Here is a 16005-nt window from a genome sequence, read left to right as displayed (position 1 = left end):
GATCACGCGCCGTTCAGGGGATGCGCGGACGGCGCGGGTTTGTCGGAGGAGCACACGATGCATTACGATTTTCAGTTCGCGTTCATCTTCCAGCACCTGGATCAGTTGCTGGTCGGCGCACTGCTCACCATACGGCTGAGCGCGCTGTCGATGATCTGCGGTTTGGCCGTCGGCATTTTCGGCGCCATCATTTCCATTCATGGCAGCGCACCGGCGCGGCTGGCGGTTACCTCCTACGTTGAGCTGATCCGCAGTACGCCGTTCCTGGTGCAGCTGTTCATCATCTTCTTCGGCCTGCCTTCCATCGGCGTACAGGTCGATGCCAACATCGCCGCGCTGGTGGCCATGACGGTCAATCTCGGGGCCTACTCCACCGAGATCGTGCGGGCCGGCATGATGGCCATCCACCCTTCGCAGATCGAGGCGGCGCAGGCGCTGGCCATGACGCGCGGGCAGGTGATCCGGCATGTGGTGCTGACACCCGCGCTGGAAAAAGTCTATCCGGCACTGGCCAGCCAGTTCACGCTGATGATGCTGGCCTCCAGCATCGTCTCGGCCATCTCGGCTGAGGAGCTGACGGCCACGGCCAACCTGCTCGATGCCGAGACCTTCCGCAGCTTCGAGATCTACCTGGTGGTGATGGTGCTCTACATCCTGCTGGCATTGCTGTTCCGCCTGGCCTTCTGGCTGATCGGACTGGTGGTCTTCAAACGCCGTCGCCGCCTGGGCGTGGCTCGTCCGAGGAGGATGTGATGCTCGCTGAATTTTCCTTCGATAATTTCATGTTCCTGCTGGAGGCGGCGCGCTGGACGCTGCTGCTCTCGGCACTGGCATTCATCGGCGGCGGCATCGCCGGCTTCATCGTGGCCCTGATGCGTACCTCGCACCTGGCCCCGCTGCGGCTGCTCTCGGCGGTGTATATACAGATCATCCAGGGCACGCCGGTGCTGATCATCCTGTTCCTGTCGTTCTACGGACTGGCGATCTTCGGCTACAAGCTCCCGCCCATGGTGGCCGCCACCATCGCCATGACGATCTATTCCAGCGCCTATCTGGGCGAGATCTGGCGCGGCTGCATCGAGGCCGTACCGGTGCCGCAGTGGGAAGCGTCAACTGCCCTGGCCATGACGCGCTGGCAGCAGCTGCGCTACGTGATCCTGCCGCAGGCGGTGCGTATTTCGCTGCCGCCGACCGTGGGCTTCCTGGTGCAGATCGTCAAGAACACCTCGATCGCCTCCATCATCGGCCTGGTGGAACTGGCGCAGGCCGGCAAGCTGGTCAGCAATGCGACCTTCCAGCCCTTCCTGGTCTTCCCCATCGTGGCCGGTATCTACTTCGTTTTCTGTTATCCGCTGTCCCGTTTCGCTTTTGCCCTGGAGAGGAAATACCATGCCCATCGTTGAGATTGACAACATCACCAAACGCTTCGGCAGCAACCAGGTGTTAAACGGCATTTCGCTGTCGGTCGAGCGCGGCCAGGTGGTGGCCATCATCGGCCGTTCGGGCTCCGGCAAGAGCACCATGCTCCGCTGCATCAACGGGCTCGAGACCATCGACGGCGGCAGCATCACCGTGGCCGGTCACAAGCTCACCAACAAGCACGAACACCTCATCGAATTGCGCAAGGATGTGGGCATGGTGTTCCAGCATTACAATCTCTTTCCGCACCTGACCGTGGAGGAGAACATCATGCTGTCACCCCGCATCGTCAAGAAGACCGCCACCGACACCGCCCGCGAGACCGCCATCAAAGTCTTGAAGCAGGTCGGCCTGGATCACAAGCGCGACGCCTATCCGGAGCAGCTCTCCGGCGGCCAGCAGCAACGCGTGGCCATCGCCCGCTCGCTGGCCATGGAGCCGCAGGTGATGCTGTTCGATGAAGTGACCTCGGCACTGGACCCGGAACTGACCGCCGAAGTGCTGAAGGTCATGGAAGAGCTGGCACGCGGTGGCATGACCATGCTGCTGGTGACGCACGAGATGGAGTTCGCGCGCCGGGTGGCGGACCTCACCGTCTTCATGCACCAGGGCAAGGTGTGGGAAGCGCGGCCTTCGGAGGAATTCTTCGCCGATCCGCAGACCCCGGAAGCCAGGCAGTTCATCGGTGCAGGGGCGCTCAAGTGAGTCCGGTCCTGGTCGCCGCTTCGGCCTATGGGGCGGACCTGGTACGGCGGGTCGGCCATGCCGACCTGGTCCCGATGGTGGCGGCGGCCGGGGCGGCTGGCCTTGAAATACGGCGTGAGCTCTTCGATGGCCCGCAGGACCTGCCGGCCTTGCGCGCCTTGCTGGAGCAGCACAAGCTGTTTTCGGTGTATTCCGCGCCGTTGGAATTGTTCCGTGCCGACGGGCGATTTGATCGCGAGCAGATCGGGCAGGCGATGAACGAGGCCGAGGAGCTCGGTGCACGTTTCCTGAAGGTGTCGCTCGGCCATTTCTCTGTCGCCAGTGATCTGCAATCATTGCTGCGCTTCCTCTCGCATTCCCCCATCGAAGTCCTGCTGGAGAACGACCAGACCCCGCAGGGCGGACGGCTGGAGCCCATCGTCAGCTTCCTGGCGCTGTGCACCGGCAATGGCTATGCCTTCGGCATGACCTTCGACATGGGCAACTGGCACTGGCAGGGCGTCGATCCCGAGACCGCCGCGCGCTCGCTGGCACCGCATGTGCGCTACGTGCACTGCAAGGGCGTGCAGGAAGACAAGGGCAAGCTCAAGGCCGTGCCGCTGCAGGCGCAGGATACGCACTGGCCGGCCATGCTGGCGCATTTCCCCACGGGCATCCTGCGGGCCATCGAATTCCCGCTGGTGGGCACGGATCTGGAAGAAACGACGCGCCGCCACGTGGCGATGCTGGCGGCCGTCTGAGGACAAGCACAATGACGATGCAACTGGATGTGGTGACCTGGGGCGAAGCGCTGGCCTTGCTGGTGGCCGATGAAGTCGGCCCGTTTGAAGAAGTGGAAAAATACACGCGCCGCCTGGCCGGTGCCGAGACCAATGTGGCCATCGGCCTGGCGCGCCTGGGTTTGAAGGTGGGCTGGGCCAGCCGGGTGGGCAATGATGCCTTCGGCCGCTTCATTCGCAAGCGCGTGGCGCAGGAAGGCGTGGAGGTCAGCCGCGTGCTGACCGACATGGAATTCCGCACGGCCATCCAGCTGAAGGCCAAGGCGGTGGATGGAGCAGACCCCGCCATCGAGTATTACCGCAAGGGCTCGGCGGCCAGCCATCTGTCGCTGGAGGATTTCGATCCGGCGTATTTCGGCGCGGCGCGGCACCTGCACGCCACCGGCATCGCGCCGGCCTTGTCGCCCACGACGATGGCCTTTGCCCATCACGCCATGGAGTTCATGCGGGCGCAGGGCAAGACGATTTCCTTCGATCCCAACCTGCGGCCGATGCTGTGGCCCTCGCGCGAAGTCATGGCGCAGCAGTTGAATGCGCTGGCCTTCAAGGCGGATTGGGTGCTGCCGGGTTTGTCGGAAGGGACGCTTCTGACCGGATATGAAGATCCGCACGCCATCGCCGGCTTCTACCTGGAGCGCGGTGTGAAGATGGTGGTCATCAAGCTGGGCGCGGAGGGCGCTTACTGGCGCAACAGTGAAGGCGAGGGCAGGGTGGCTGGCGTGCCGGTGAAGGAAGTGGTCGATACCGTGGGCGCCGGGGATGGCTTCGCAGTAGGTGTCATCAGCGGCATGCTGGAAGGTTTGCCGGTACCCCAGGCCGTCATGCGCGGCAACCGCATCGGGGCGTTCGCCATCCAGGTGGTGGGCGACATGGAAGGCTTGCCCACCCGGGCCGAGCTGGAGGCGGCCTCGGCCTGATTTGACTCTCACAGGAATCGCCATGAAGCCGCACGTAGTCGTCTACAAAAAATTGCCCGAACATCTGCTGCAGCGCCTGCAGGCGGAATGCAACGTGACGCTCTTTGACCGCATTACGCAAGACAACCGTGCGGATTTCCTCGCGGCACTGAAGACTGCCCATGGCATGATCGGTGCCAGCTTGCCCATCACCAACGACATGCTGGAGGGCGCGCCGCAACTCAGGATCGCCTCCACCATCTCGGTGGGCGTGGACAATTTCGACCTGGATTATTTTCGCCGGCGCGGGCTGATGCTGGCGCATACGCCCGGCGTGCTCACCGAAGCCACTGCCGATACCATCTTTGCCCTGATCCTCTCCACTGCGCGCCGCGTGGTGGAGCTGGCCGAATACGTCAAGGCCGGTCGCTGGAAGGGCAGCATCGGCGAGGCCCAGTTCGGCGTGAACGTGCACGGCAAGACGCTGGGCCTGATCGGCATGGGCCGCATCGGCTCTGCGGTGGCGCGGCGGGCGCATCATGGTTTCGGCATGCCCATCCTGTATCACAACCGCCGCCCCGATCCCGAGGCCGAGCGCGAACTCGATGCGCGCTACGTCAGCCAGGATGAGTTGCTGGCCCAGGCGGACTTCGTCTGCGTCATGCTGCCCCTGAATGCCGATACCGAACGCCTGATCGGCGCACGCGAATTCGCGCTCATGAAGCGTAGCGCCATCTTCATCAATGCCTCGCGCGGGCGCATCGTCGATGAGGCGGCGCTGATTGAGGCCCTGCAGGACAAGACCATTTATGGTGCCGGCCTGGATGTGTTCGAAGTCGAGCCGCTGCCCGCCGAATCGCCCCTGCTGCAACTCCCCAACGTGGTGGCCTTGCCCCACATCGGTTCGGCCACCCATGAAACCCGGCTGGCCATGGCCGAGCTGGCCGTCTCCAACCTGCTGGCCGGCCTGCGCGGCGAACCGGTCCCCCACCTGGCGGTCTGAACAGCGCGGTGTTGCCTGCGGGCAGGCCGCGCTTCAATTCCGCTGCATGAAGTTTTTTTCAGCTTCTCTTCATTTCCTCTTCCGCTCACGTGAATCTTTGGTGTATGCTGCGAACATTAAAAAGAACGATCGTGCTAAAAACCGGTAGGCACCCCGTTTTGCTTTTATAATCCTGCGGAAGTTTACGTTTACGTCAATTCCTTTTTGCAAGGGCCATGCGATGAAAGTATTAGTACCAGTCAAGCGCGTCGTGGATTACAACGTCAAGGTGCGCGTCAAGAGCGACGGCAGCGGCGTCGATATCGCCAACGTCAAGATGTCGATGAACCCGTTTGACGAAATCGCGGTGGAAGAAGCCGTGCGCCTGAAAGAAGGCGGCAAGGTCACCGAAGTGATCGCCGTCTCCGCCGGCGTGACCCAGTGCCAGGAAACCCTGCGCACCGCCATGGCCATTGGTGCCGATCGCGGCATCCTGGCCGAAGTGGCGGCCGATGTCGAACTGCAACCGCTGGCCGTGGCCAAGATCCTCAAGGCCCTGGCCGAGAAGGAACAGCCGCAGCTGATCATCCTGGGCAAGCAGGCCATCGACGATGACTGCAACCAGACCGGCCAGATGCTGGCAGCGCTCTTGGGCTGGCCGCAAGCCACCTTCGCTTCCAAGGTCGTGCTGGAAGAGGGCAAGGTCACCGTGACCCGTGAAGTGGACGGCGGCCTGGAAACCCTGGCCCTGACCCTGCCGGCCATCATCACCACCGACCTGCGCCTGAACGAGCCGCGTTACGTCACGCTGCCCAACATCATGAAGGCCAAGAAGAAGCAGCTCGATACCGTCAAGCCCGACGAGCTGGGCGTGGACGTGGCCCCGCGCGTGAAGACCCTGAAGGTCACCGAGCCTGCCAAGCGCAGCGCCGGCGTGAAGGTGCCGGATGTCGCGACCCTGGTCGCCAAACTGAAAAATGAAGCCAAGGTGATCTGATCATGACCGCACTCGTTATTGCTGAACACGACAACGCCAGCCTCAAGGGCAGCACTCTCAACACCATCACCGCGGCAGCGCAAGCCGGTGGCGATGTCCACGTCCTGGTCGCAGGTGCCAATGCCAAGGCCGCCGCTGACGCTGCCGCCCAAGTGGCAGGCGTCGTCAAGGTGCTGCTGGCCGATGCCCCGCAATTCGCCGACGGCCTGGCCGAGAACGTGGCCGAGCAAGTCCTGGCCATCGCCAAGGATTACAGCCACATCCTGGCGCCCGCCACCGCCTACGGCAAGAACATCCTGCCGCGCGTGGCCGCCAAGCTGGACGTGGGCCAGATTTCCGACATCACCAAGGTGGAGTCGGCTGATACCTTCGAACGTCCGATCTACGCCGGCAACGCCATTGCCACCGTGCAGTCGATCGACCCGATCAAGGTCATCACCGTGCGCACCACCGGTTTCGATCCGGCCGCGCAGGGTGGTTCGGCGGCCGTGGAAAGCATCCCGGCCGTGGCCGATTCGGGCAAGTCCAGCTTCGTGGGCCGTGAAGTGGCCAAGTCGGATCGTCCGGAACTGACCGCTGCCAAGATCATCGTCTCCGGTGGCCGTGGCATGGGTTCGGCGGAAAGCTTCAAGATCCTGGAACCGCTGGCCGACAAGCTCAACGCCGCCATGGGCGCCTCCCGCGCTGCGGTCGACGCAGGCTATGTGCCCAACGACTGGCAGGTCGGCCAGACCGGCAAGATCGTCGCGCCCCAGCTTTATATCGCTGTCGGTATCTCCGGCGCGATCCAGCACCTGGCTGGCATGAAGGACTCCAAGGTCATCGTCGCCATCAACAAGGACGAGGAAGCGCCGATCTTCTCGGTGGCCGATTACGGCCTGGTGGGTGACCTCTTCGAGGTCGTCCCCGAGCTGGTCAAGCAGCTTGGCTGATCTGTCCTGAACCGTAGTATTCGCCCCGGCTCCGGCCGGGGTGTTTTCGTGCAAGCAAGGAACGCCGGCAGAGCGTTCCGCATTGGAGGTTGGAGATGAGTTACACCGCGCCCGTGAAGGATATGTTGTTCGTCATGAACGAACTGGCCGGTCTGGCAGCCGTGAATGCGCTGCCGGGCTGCGAGGATGCCACGCCGGAAACGGCCGAGGCCATTCTCGAAGAAAACGCCCGTTTCTGCAGTGAAGTGATCGCCCCGCTGAACCATTCTGCCGACAAGGCCCCCAGCAGCTGGGCCGACGGCAAGGTCACCACCAGCCCCGGATTCAAGGAAGCCTTCCGCCAGTTTGGTGAAGCCGGCTGGCAAGGCGTTCAGCATCCCGTGGAGTTCGGCGGACAAGGCCTGCCCAAGCTGCTGGCCACGCCCTGCATCGAGATGCTGAACTCGGCCAATCTCTCCTTCGCGCTGTGCCCGCTGTTGACCGATGGCACCATCGAAGCGCTGATGACGGCCGGCACCCAGCAGCAGAAGGAAACCTTCATCGCCAACTTCATCTCCGGCAAGTGGACCGGCACCATGAACCTGACCGAGCCGCAGGCCGGCTCCGACCTGGCACTGGTGCGTACCCGCGCCGTGCCGGAGGGGGACGGGACCTACAAGCTCTTCGGGACCAAGATCTTCATCACCTATGGCGAGCACGACATGGCCGAGAACATCGTCCATCTGGTGCTGGCCCGCACGCCCAATGCGCCCGAAGGCGTGAAGGGCATTTCGCTGTTCATCGTGCCCAAGTTCCTGGTCAATGCCGACGGTTCGCTGGGCGCGCGCAATGACGTGCACTGCGTTTCCATCGAACACAAGCTGGGCATCAAGGCCAGCCCGACCGCCGTGCTGCAGTTCGGTGACCATGGCGGCGCCATCGGTACCCTGGTCGGCGAAGAGAATCGCGGCCTGGAATACATGTTCATCATGATGAATGCGGCGCGCTTTGCCGTGGGCATCCAGGGGCTGTCGGTGTCGGAGCGTGCCTATCAGAAAGCCGTGTCCTATGCCCGCGACCGCATCCAGTCGCGCGACCTGGCCGGCTCGCCCGGTCCGGTGGCAATCATCCACCAGCCCGATGTGCGCCGCATGCTGATGTCCATGCGCGCCCAGATCGAGGCGGCGCGGGCCTTGTCCTATGTGGCCGCGGCCACGTCGGATGCGGCGCACTTCAGCGATGACGAAGCCACCCGCAAATCCAACCAGGCCTTCTACGAATACCTGGTGCCCATCGTCAAGGGCTGGATCACCGAGATGTCCATCGATGTGACCTCCACCGGCGTGCAGGTACATGGCGGCATGGGCTTCATCGAGGAAACCGGCGCGGCCCAGCATTACCGCGATGCGCGCATCCTGCCGATCTACGAAGGCACGACCGCCATCCAGGCCAATGACCTGGTGGGCCGCAAGACCGTGCGTGACGGCGGCGCTGTTGCCAAGGGCATCATCGCCCAGGTGCGCCAGACCGCGGCCGAACTGCAGGGCGATGCGCAACTGCAGCCCATCGCGGCGCGCCTGGCCGAAGCCGCCGATGCGCTGGAACAGGTGGTCGGGTATGTGGTGGCCAACGTCAAGAGCGATATCAAGGCGGTCTTCGCGGGCAGCGTCCCGTATCTGAAGATGGCCGGCGTGGTGCTGGGTGGCTGGCAGATGGCGCGTGCAGCGGCCATCGCGGCGGGCAAGCTGAAATCCGGCGAGGGCGACGGCAAGTTCTACGAAGCCAAGCTGGCGACCGCGCGTTTCTATGCCGAGCAGATCCTGCCGCAGGCGCTGGCCTATCGCACGGCCATCGTCGATGGCGGTGCAGCGGTGATGGCGCTGGCCGAAGAGCAGTTCTGATCCCGGCTTCAAACAAAAGCCCGGAACATCGTAGACGATGTTCCGGGCTTGTTCATTGGGATCGTGAGGGCAGGGCAGCAGCTCAGCCGAAGGCCCCGCCAGTGAAGAGCAGGTCGAAGCTGCGCGCCAGCAGGGCGATCACCCCCATGGCACCCAATCCCACGGTCAGGACCAGGATCAGTGCCAGGATCCAGTGCGATTCAGAACGCTTGCCGCTGCCGGCGTTGTAGCGCGCATCCCACTTGTCGTCCGGCGTGAGGCCGAGCACCAGCGCTTCCAGGCAGCCAATCAGCGCCGACAGCACGAAGGGCAGTCCGGTGAAGAGCTTGGGCGCGTCCGGCCGTGCTGCCATCAAGGCCAGCGACAGCGGAATGGCCAGGATATGCAGCCAGCCGAAGCGGTCACGGCCGCCGTGGAGATAGAAACGGTGCAGGCCGATGCTGCCGAAAGCGGTGGCCAGGAAAGTCGTCAGGGTCTTGTTCTTGTGGCGGGGTGCGGAAGGCAAGGGCATGCTGCGCGTCTCTTTATTCTGTTGTAAGCCGCCAGAGATGACGCTGGCGGCCGTGTTGTGGTCAGGTCTGGCAGCAGTATAGCCGAGCCCCTGGCGCAGGGTGATTTCCGTCAGGACAAGCTGCGATGCGGCAGTCCTGGCTGGAGGTGGGGCAAAAGTCATGCCAAAAGACATCACTTTTGCCGTGTTTTGGGGAGTTTGCCGGGCGTTGTGCGTTGGTCTATGGCACAAAAGCGCCAAGCAACTTGCCCGGGTGCGCGGAAGTCCGTTATAATCTGCGGCTTTTCCGTGTCCGTATTCTTACTGGAACCATTATGGTCGTTATTCGTTTAGCTCGTGGCGGCGCCAAGAAGCGCCCCTTCTACAACATCGTTGCAACCGACTCGCGCAATCGTCGCGATGGCCGTTTCATCGAGCGCATCGGCTTCTACAATCCGGTCGCTTCCGGCAAGGAAGAAGCCGTGCGTATCGCTGCTGACCGTCTGGCTCACTGGCAAGGCGTTGGCGCACAACTGTCGCCGACCGTTGCTCGCCTGGTCGCTGAAGCCGGTTCCAAGGCTGCTGCTTAATACAGGTTTTCCTGTCTGATTCCGCGCCGGTTCTGCTGGCGCATGGATGAAGAACAGGTCTGGTGTACTCATGACTCATCCAGCCCAAGCGGGGTTCTCCGCACCCGACGATCTCGTGACCGTCGGCCATGTGACCGGAGCCTACGGAATCCAGGGCTGGATTCGCGTGCGTCCTTATTCTTCCGAGGCAGATGCCTTGTTGAATGCCAAGACCTGGTGGCTGGAGAAATCCGGCCAGCCCAAGCAGGATGTCGATGTCATGCAGTCCAAGGGGCACAGCGGCGATGTCGTTGCGCGCCTGACCGGGGTAGCGGACCGCAATGCGGCCGAAGCGATGAAGGGAACGGTGGTCTCCATCTCCCGCAAGCACTTCCCGGCGCTGGATGACAATGAATTCTACTGGGTCGATCTGATCGGCTCGGCAGTGGAAAATCTCCAGGGTGAAGCCTTGGGCGTGGTGTCCGACATGATGGACAACGGCGCCCATCCCATTCTGGTGGTGAAGGCCCCGGTGCAGGAAACTGCGCCCGAGCCGCAACCGCAACCCGCTGCCGACGCAAAGCCGAAGAAGGGTGCCAAGGAGAAATCCGCGGCGGCGCCCGAACTGCTGATTCCGTTTGTCGACCAGTTCGTCAAGACGGTGCAGCAGAGCGAAAAAAAGATCATCGTCGACTGGGACAAGGATTACTGACCTTCAAGGTCAGTTTTTTCTTTTCCGGCTCGCTGATGTGAGCAGATTCAAACGATTCAAAAGAACCCAGGAAATGGAGGCGTGATGCAGTTTGATGTCGTCACTCTGTTTCCCGAGATGTTCGCCGCGCTGACACAGTCCGGCATTACCCGCCGGGCGCTGGAGCAGCAGCGTTGGGGCTTGCAGTTGTGGAATCCGCGTGAATTCACCACTGACAATCACCGCACCGTGGATGACCGTCCCTATGGCGGTGGCCCCGGCATGGTGATGCTGGCCAAGCCGCTGCAGGCTGCCATCGAGGCGGCGCAGCAGCGGCAGCAAGCGCTGGGTCTGGCTCGGCCGCGTGTGATCTATTTGTCACCGCAGGGCGCACCGCTGACGCATGAGCGCGTGGTGCGGCTGTCGCAGGACAGCGGGGCGGTGCTGCTGTGCGGACGCTATGAAGCAATTGACCAGCGTCTGCTCGACAAGTGCGTGGACGAGGAAATCAGCATCGGGGACTTCGTCCTCTCCGGAGGTGAATTGCCGGCGATGGCGCTGATGGATGCAGTGATCCGGCTCTTGCCGGGTGCGCTCAACGACAGTGCCTCGGCAGTGGAAGACAGTTTCGTCAACGGATTGCTGGACTCGCCCCATTACACGCGTCCAGAAGTCTATGAAGGTGAACCGGTGCCGTCCATCCTCTTGGGTGGGCACCATGCCGAGATCCAGAAATGGCGCCGGCAGCGGGCACTGGAAGCCACGCAGAGCAAGCGTCCCGACCTCATTGTCAGGGCCCGCGAGCAGGGCTTGCTGAGCAAGGCCGATGAAAAATTTCTGGGCAGTTTGCCGCAGCAGTAAGCCGGCACGCGAGCAGATCGCCCGAGTGAAGTTTTAGCAGCAAATGCAGTACCGCAGGCCCGGCAACGGACCTGCACCGTGCGGTGGCCGATGTCACCGTGTTTGAAACCCCATCCTCTACCGGGCTTTACAATCCGCCCTCGTGGCAATGGCGCCGGCAAGATGGTTACAGGAGCAAAAAATGGATCTGATCCAGCAACTCGAGCAAGAAGAGATCGCGCGTCTCGCCAAGAACATTCCCGACTTCGCCCCCGGCGACACCGTGATTGTCAACGTGAACGTGGTTGAAGGTACCCGCAAGCGCGCTCAGGCTTACGAAGGCGTCGTTATCGCCCGCCGTAACCGTGGTCTGAACTCCAACTTCATCGTCCGCAAGATTTCTTCGGGCGAAGGCGTTGAGCGTACCTTCCAGCTGTACTCGCCGCTGATCGCCTCGATTGAAGTCAAGCGTCGTGGTGACGTGCGTCGTGCCAAGCTGTACTACCTGCGCGAACGTTCGGGCAAGTCGGCACGTATCAAGGAAAAGCTGCCCAGCCGTGCGGCAAAGGCTGCTGCTGCCGAGTAATCGGTCGCCTGTTGATGCGTCAGGAAAAGGGGTGTCTCGCGACGCCCCTTTTTCGTTTCTGACACCCGATTGAAGTCCTGACAACCTCACGATCAAGCGAGCACAACGTGGCCAGTTTCGATCCCGTCAATCTGCCTGTAGATGCCGTCGCCGGCGAAACTGCGCTGGAGGCCGCGCGCCTGAATGCCGACTGGCTGCGCCAGCGCTTCGCCGACCCGCCGCGCTGGGAGCCCGAGCACAGCGGCGACCAGATGGCGCGCCTGGCCGAGTCCAAAGGACGCTTCCGGCTCGCTTCGGTGCTGATCCCGATCGTGCTGAGGGAGGAGGGGATGACGGTACTCTTCACTCAACGTACGGCTGACCTGAAGGATCACGCGGGACAGATCAGTTTCCCCGGCGGCCGCCGCGAGGACTATGACGGCTCGGCCATCGAGACCGCCCTGCGTGAGACCGAAGAGGAAATCGGCCTGGCGCGCCAGCACATCGAAGTCATCGGCTCGCTGCCCGATTACTTCACCGGCACCGGTTATCGAGTCACGCCCGTGGCCGGACTGATACAGCCGCCTTTCGAGGCCGTGGGCGACCCGCGCGAAGTGGCCGAGATCTTCGAAGTGCCACTGGCTTTCCTCATGGATGGATTGAACCATCAGCGCCGCTCGGTCGAGCTGCCGGCACCGGTAGGCCGGCGCAGTTTCTACACCATGCCCTATGACCGTTACTTCATCTGGGGCGCGACTGCGGGCATGCTGCGCAACCTGTACCACTTCCTGCGCAGCTAGTGGCAGCATTTGTCGCCTCGCAGATACGCAATGTCGCTTTTAATGTTCAAATAAGTAAAAATCCGTGACATCACGCTCTTGATTGTGATCAACGAATCAATTGTTTGATTCCCCTCTTGCACTGCGCTATCGTACGGGCTACAGAGACACCTAAGGCAGCTTGATGACATTTCTTTCCATTCTCTTTGCGCTGTTAATCGAACAACTCAAACCACTGCGCGCAGACAATCCGGTATACGCGTCGATCAAGTCTTTCGCGGCCACCATTGAAGGCTGGTTCAACGCCGGGCACGCTCATCATGGCCGCCTGGGCTGGGTGGTGATGGTGGGGGCGCTGACGGTGCCGGTGGCGCTGATCTATTGGCTGCTGCTGCATGTGAGCCTGGTGGCGGCCTTTGCCTGGAACGTGCTGGTGGTCTACATGACCCTGGGCTTCCGCCATTACAGCCATTACTTCACCTCCATCCAGCTGGCCCTGAACACGGGCGACGAAATGACCGCCCGCACCCTGCTGGCCGAATGGACCAAGCAGGACACCACGGCGATGGATGTGAGCGAAATTTCACGCATCGCCTCCGAGCGCGCACTCATCACCACGCATCGTCACGTTTTTGGCGTGTTCTTCTGGTTCCTGATGCCGGTCGGCCCGGCGCTGGCGGTGATGTACCGTGTGGCTGAATACCTCTCGCGCGCCTGGAACGAGCCGGATCACATGAAATATGAAGCTTTCGGCCGCTTTGCCGCCCAGGCCTTCTACTGGATCGACTGGATTCCGGCGCGCCTGACGGCCGCTGCCTTCGCCGTGGTCGGGAACTTCGAGGATGCCATCTATGCCTGGCGCAACTTCGCCAGCCGCTGGGACGACGAAGCCGCCGGCATCATCCTGGCCGCCGGTGGCGGCGCCATGGGCGTGCGTTTCGGTACCGAGAAGGAAGCGGCCGCCGGCATCATCCTGCCGGCCGATGCTGCCACGGTCGATTCCATGCCGGAAGAAACCGACGGCCTGCCCGGCGATACCCCCTCGCCGCGCACCCTGCAGAGCACCGTGGGCCTGGTCTGGCGCGCCTTGCTGCTGTGGATGTTCCTGCTGCTGCTGCTGTCAGTGGCAGTGTGGATGGGCTAGGCGACACTGGTCATTCAAGAAGCGGGCTCAGGCCCGCTTTGTTTTTGGGAACGCGATTGCCGCCAACCCGGTATACTTCCGACTTCACTTCAGAAGGCCGCCACGTGCAGGAATGCATGGTTTGCCCGCAGGGCATGAGCGGCACGCAGTAGCCGGGGGAGACCGGTAGAAGCCAAGTCTTCTATAAGATATAATACTCAGTACCGCAGGCACCCAGGCAGTGGATCGCCGAGGCACCGCGGACTCCAGGGCTCCGGTCCCACCAGGACAAGGGCATTCGGTTGCAAGCGCTTTAGAAGAATGCATGTATGGCTGATCCCATCAAACCCGCAAACGCACCGGCCAAAGAATTCATCATCCTGGGCAAGACCTCGGATGGCCGGCAGTTCCGCCCCAGCGACTGGGCGGAGCGCCTGTGCGGCGTGATGTCGTGCTTCCGTCCCGAAGGCAGTGGCGGTCGCAATGCACACCTGAAATATTCTCCCTACGTGCTGCCCACCCACATCGATGGCGTGCGCTCGGTGGTGGTCAACGAAGCCCTGCGCGAGCTGGAGCCGCTGGCCTATCACTTCGTGGTCAACTTCGCCAAGGACAACGACCTGCAAGTGGTCGAGGCCTGTGTGCTGCCGGATCCGCCCAAGGACAACAAGGCCGGCTGATTGCCTGCCGCGCATTGCCGTACCCTCGCCAGCTTCACGCCGCCGCTTCCTGCGGGCGGTCCCGCCAGCCGTTACACTAGACGTCATCTTGTCGGTCTCGTCGGTGACTCAGCCTTCAGCTTGCGCCAGAGTCTCACGGGATCATCGGGCCGCCTGCGGCCCTCTCATCACGGAGAACCAGCATCATGAACCACCGCATGGAGCGCGATACCTTTGGCCTGATCGAAGTCCCTGCCGATCGCCTGTGGGGCGCGCAGACCGAACGTTCGCTGCACCACTTCCACATTTCCACCGAGCGCATGCCGGCCGAGCTGATCGTGGCGCTGGCCGCCGTCAAGCGTGCCTGTGCCGCCGTCAACCGCGACCTGGGCAAGCTGGACGGCAAGAAGGCCGACGCCATCATCGCGGCGGCCGATGAGGTCATCGCCGGCAAGCATCCGCTGGAGTTTCCGCTGTCGGTCTGGCAGACCGGTTCCGGCACCCAGAGCAACATGAACATGAACGAGGTGCTGGCCAACCGCGCTTCCGAACTGCTGGGCGGCGTGCGCGGCGAGGATCGCCTGATCCACCCGAATGACGACGTCAACCGCGGCCAGTCCTCCAACGACATCTTCCCGACGGCCATGCACGTGGCGGCCTGCATGGCGGTGGCCACGCACCTGATTCCCTCGCTGCACACCCTGCGCGCCACGCTGGCGGACAATTCCGCGCAGTTTGCCGACATCGTCAAGATCGGCCGCACCCACCTGCAGGACGCCACGCCGCTGACGCTGGGCCAGGAGTTCTCGGGCTACGTGGCCCAGCTGGATCATGCCGAGTCGGCCATCATCGCCACCCTCAATGCCATCTCCGAGCTGGCCGCTGGCGGCACGGCGGTCGGCACTGGTTTGAACGCACATCCCGAATTCGGCGAGCGCGTGGCGGCCGAGCTGGCCAAGTACTTCGGTTTCCCCTTCAAGACCGCGCCCAACAAGTTTGCAGCGCTGGCCGGGCACGATGCCCTGGTGGCCGCGCACGGCGGACTCAAGACCCTGGCGGCAGCCATGATGAAGATCGCCAACGACGTTCGCTGGCTGGCTTCCGGTCCGCGTTCGGGGCTGGGCGAGATCACCATTCCCGAGAATGAGCCGGGCAGTTCCATCATGCCAGGCAAGGTCAATCCGACCCAATGCGAAGCCATGACCATGCTGTGCGCACAGGTGTTCGGCAATGATGTGGCGCTCAACATTGGCGGTGCCAGCGGCAATTTCGAGCTCAATGTGTTCAAGCCGGTGATCATTCACAACTTCCTGCAGAGCGTTCGTTTGCTGGGCGACGGCATGGCCAGCTTCGAGGAGCACTGCGCGCGCGGCATCGAAGCCAACCACAGCCGCATCGGCGATCTGATGGAAAAGTCGCTCATGCTGGTGACGGCCCTGGCCCCGCACATTGGTTACGACAAGGCTGCCAAGATCGCCAAGCAGGCGCATCACGACGGCACTACCCTGAAGCAGGCGGCGCTGGCGCTCGGTTATGTGACGGAAGAACAGTTTGCCGAGTGGATCAAGCCTGAGCAGATGACGCGGCCGGGTTGAGCGTGAGATGGTTAGTTGGTTGCAGGAGCGTTGGAGGCTTTAAGTTACCCAGGGCTACGACCATAAACGGCCTTGAAAAAGGCCGTTTTCTTTCAGGTCTTGCT

The 16005-nt window shown here is 62.6% G+C and carries 18 protein-coding genes; 17 read left to right on the top strand and 1 reads right to left on the bottom strand.

Annotation, left to right across the window (positions count from 1 at the left end):
• The first annotated feature begins 57 nt into the window (after nucleotides 1–57).
• The 9 genes from J2X56_RS12810 to J2X56_RS12770 all read left to right on the top strand — a co-directional run bounded on the left by J2X56_RS12810 (nucleotide 58) and on the right by J2X56_RS12770 (nucleotide 8590).
• On the top strand, nucleotides 58–753 hold the full coding sequence (locus J2X56_RS12810) for an amino acid ABC transporter permease (protein WP_034332369.1): 696 nt from the start codon (nucleotides 58–60) through the stop codon (nucleotides 751–753).
• Nucleotides 753–1403, top strand: a complete 651-nt coding sequence (locus J2X56_RS12805; protein WP_121038556.1) for an amino acid ABC transporter permease — start codon at nucleotides 753–755, stop codon at nucleotides 1401–1403. Before J2X56_RS12810 ends, J2X56_RS12805 begins: the two co-directional genes overlap by 1 nt.
• Nucleotides 1390–2124, top strand: a complete 735-nt coding sequence (locus tag J2X56_RS12800; protein ID WP_088756750.1) for an amino acid ABC transporter ATP-binding protein — start codon at nucleotides 1390–1392, stop codon at nucleotides 2122–2124. The genes J2X56_RS12805 and J2X56_RS12800 overlap by 14 nt, the downstream gene beginning before the upstream one ends.
• Nucleotides 2121–2864: a sugar phosphate isomerase/epimerase gene (locus J2X56_RS12795; RefSeq protein WP_034332365.1), complete on the top strand. Its 744-nt coding sequence runs from the start codon at nucleotides 2121–2123 to the stop codon at nucleotides 2862–2864. Before J2X56_RS12800 ends, J2X56_RS12795 begins: the two co-directional genes overlap by 4 nt.
• Before the next feature lie 11 nt (nucleotides 2865–2875).
• The gene (locus tag J2X56_RS12790; RefSeq protein ID WP_310160580.1) at nucleotides 2876–3820 is read left to right on the top strand and encodes a sugar kinase; all 945 of its coding nucleotides are present in this window, start codon (nucleotides 2876–2878) and stop codon (nucleotides 3818–3820) included.
• Nucleotides 3821–3842: 22 nt separating this feature from the next.
• A complete protein-coding gene (locus J2X56_RS12785; RefSeq protein WP_310160579.1) occupies nucleotides 3843–4802 on the top strand; it encodes a D-glycerate dehydrogenase in 960 nt (319 codons plus the stop codon).
• Between the two features lie 220 nt (nucleotides 4803–5022).
• Nucleotides 5023–5778, top strand: a complete 756-nt coding sequence (locus tag J2X56_RS12780; RefSeq protein WP_034332360.1) for an electron transfer flavoprotein subunit beta/FixA family protein — start codon at nucleotides 5023–5025, stop codon at nucleotides 5776–5778.
• A 2-nt stretch (nucleotides 5779–5780) separates the two neighbouring features.
• Nucleotides 5781–6710 (top strand): electron transfer flavoprotein subunit alpha/FixB family protein, encoded by a 930-nt coding sequence (locus J2X56_RS12775; protein WP_121038569.1) that lies wholly within the window; start codon nucleotides 5781–5783, stop codon nucleotides 6708–6710.
• 95 nt (nucleotides 6711–6805) lie between these two features.
• Entirely contained in the window at nucleotides 6806–8590 is a 1785-nt protein-coding gene (locus J2X56_RS12770; protein WP_134134837.1) for an acyl-CoA dehydrogenase, read from the top strand.
• A gap of 82 nt (nucleotides 8591–8672) precedes the next feature.
• Here the strand turns inward: J2X56_RS12770 and J2X56_RS12765 are convergent, their stop codons facing one another.
• Nucleotides 8673–9101 carry an NINE protein gene (locus tag J2X56_RS12765; protein WP_310160578.1) on the bottom strand — a complete coding sequence of 143 codons (429 nt, stop codon included), beginning with the start codon at nucleotides 9099–9101 and terminating at the stop codon, nucleotides 8673–8675.
• A gap of 314 nt (nucleotides 9102–9415) precedes the next feature.
• On the opposite strand from J2X56_RS12765, the gene rpsP reads away from it, so the two are divergent.
• From rpsP to fumC, 8 genes are all read left to right on the top strand, one after another.
• Nucleotides 9416–9670 (top strand): 30S ribosomal protein S16, encoded by a 255-nt coding sequence (rpsP, locus tag J2X56_RS12760; protein ID WP_204725181.1) that lies wholly within the window; start codon nucleotides 9416–9418, stop codon nucleotides 9668–9670.
• Nucleotides 9671–9740: 70 nt separating this feature from the next.
• A complete protein-coding gene (gene rimM / locus J2X56_RS12755) occupies nucleotides 9741–10361 on the top strand; it encodes a ribosome maturation factor RimM (protein ID WP_134134842.1) in 621 nt (206 codons plus the stop codon).
• Nucleotides 10362–10445: 84 nt separating this feature from the next.
• On the top strand, nucleotides 10446–11201 hold the full coding sequence (gene trmD, locus J2X56_RS12750; RefSeq protein WP_121038584.1) for a tRNA (guanosine(37)-N1)-methyltransferase TrmD: 756 nt from the start codon (nucleotides 10446–10448) through the stop codon (nucleotides 11199–11201).
• 181 nt (nucleotides 11202–11382) lie between these two features.
• Nucleotides 11383–11766 carry a 50S ribosomal protein L19 gene (gene rplS, locus J2X56_RS12745; protein ID WP_008327243.1) on the top strand — a complete coding sequence of 128 codons (384 nt, stop codon included), beginning with the start codon at nucleotides 11383–11385 and terminating at the stop codon, nucleotides 11764–11766.
• A gap of 107 nt (nucleotides 11767–11873) precedes the next feature.
• Complete coding sequence (locus J2X56_RS12740) at nucleotides 11874–12545, top strand: CoA pyrophosphatase (RefSeq protein WP_121038587.1); 672 nt, start codon at nucleotides 11874–11876, stop codon at nucleotides 12543–12545.
• 163 nt (nucleotides 12546–12708) lie between these two features.
• Nucleotides 12709–13668 carry a CobD/CbiB family protein gene (locus J2X56_RS12735; protein ID WP_121038589.1) on the top strand — a complete coding sequence of 320 codons (960 nt, stop codon included), beginning with the start codon at nucleotides 12709–12711 and terminating at the stop codon, nucleotides 13666–13668.
• A gap of 308 nt (nucleotides 13669–13976) precedes the next feature.
• The gene (locus J2X56_RS12730; protein WP_008327247.1) at nucleotides 13977–14327 is read left to right on the top strand and encodes a DUF3579 domain-containing protein; all 351 of its coding nucleotides are present in this window, start codon (nucleotides 13977–13979) and stop codon (nucleotides 14325–14327) included.
• A 185-nt stretch (nucleotides 14328–14512) separates the two neighbouring features.
• A complete protein-coding gene (fumC, locus tag J2X56_RS12725; protein WP_310160577.1) occupies nucleotides 14513–15901 on the top strand; it encodes a class II fumarate hydratase in 1389 nt (462 codons plus the stop codon).
• Nucleotides 15902–16005 lie beyond the last annotated feature (104 nt).

The organism is Herbaspirillum sp. 1173, assembly GCF_031455335.1.
In the GTDB taxonomy this organism is placed as follows: Bacteria; Pseudomonadota; Gammaproteobacteria; order Burkholderiales; family Burkholderiaceae_D; genus Herbaspirillum; species Herbaspirillum huttiense.
The sequence above is the reverse complement of the archived record's forward strand: the minus strand, read 5'-3'. Positions and strand labels throughout refer to the sequence as shown.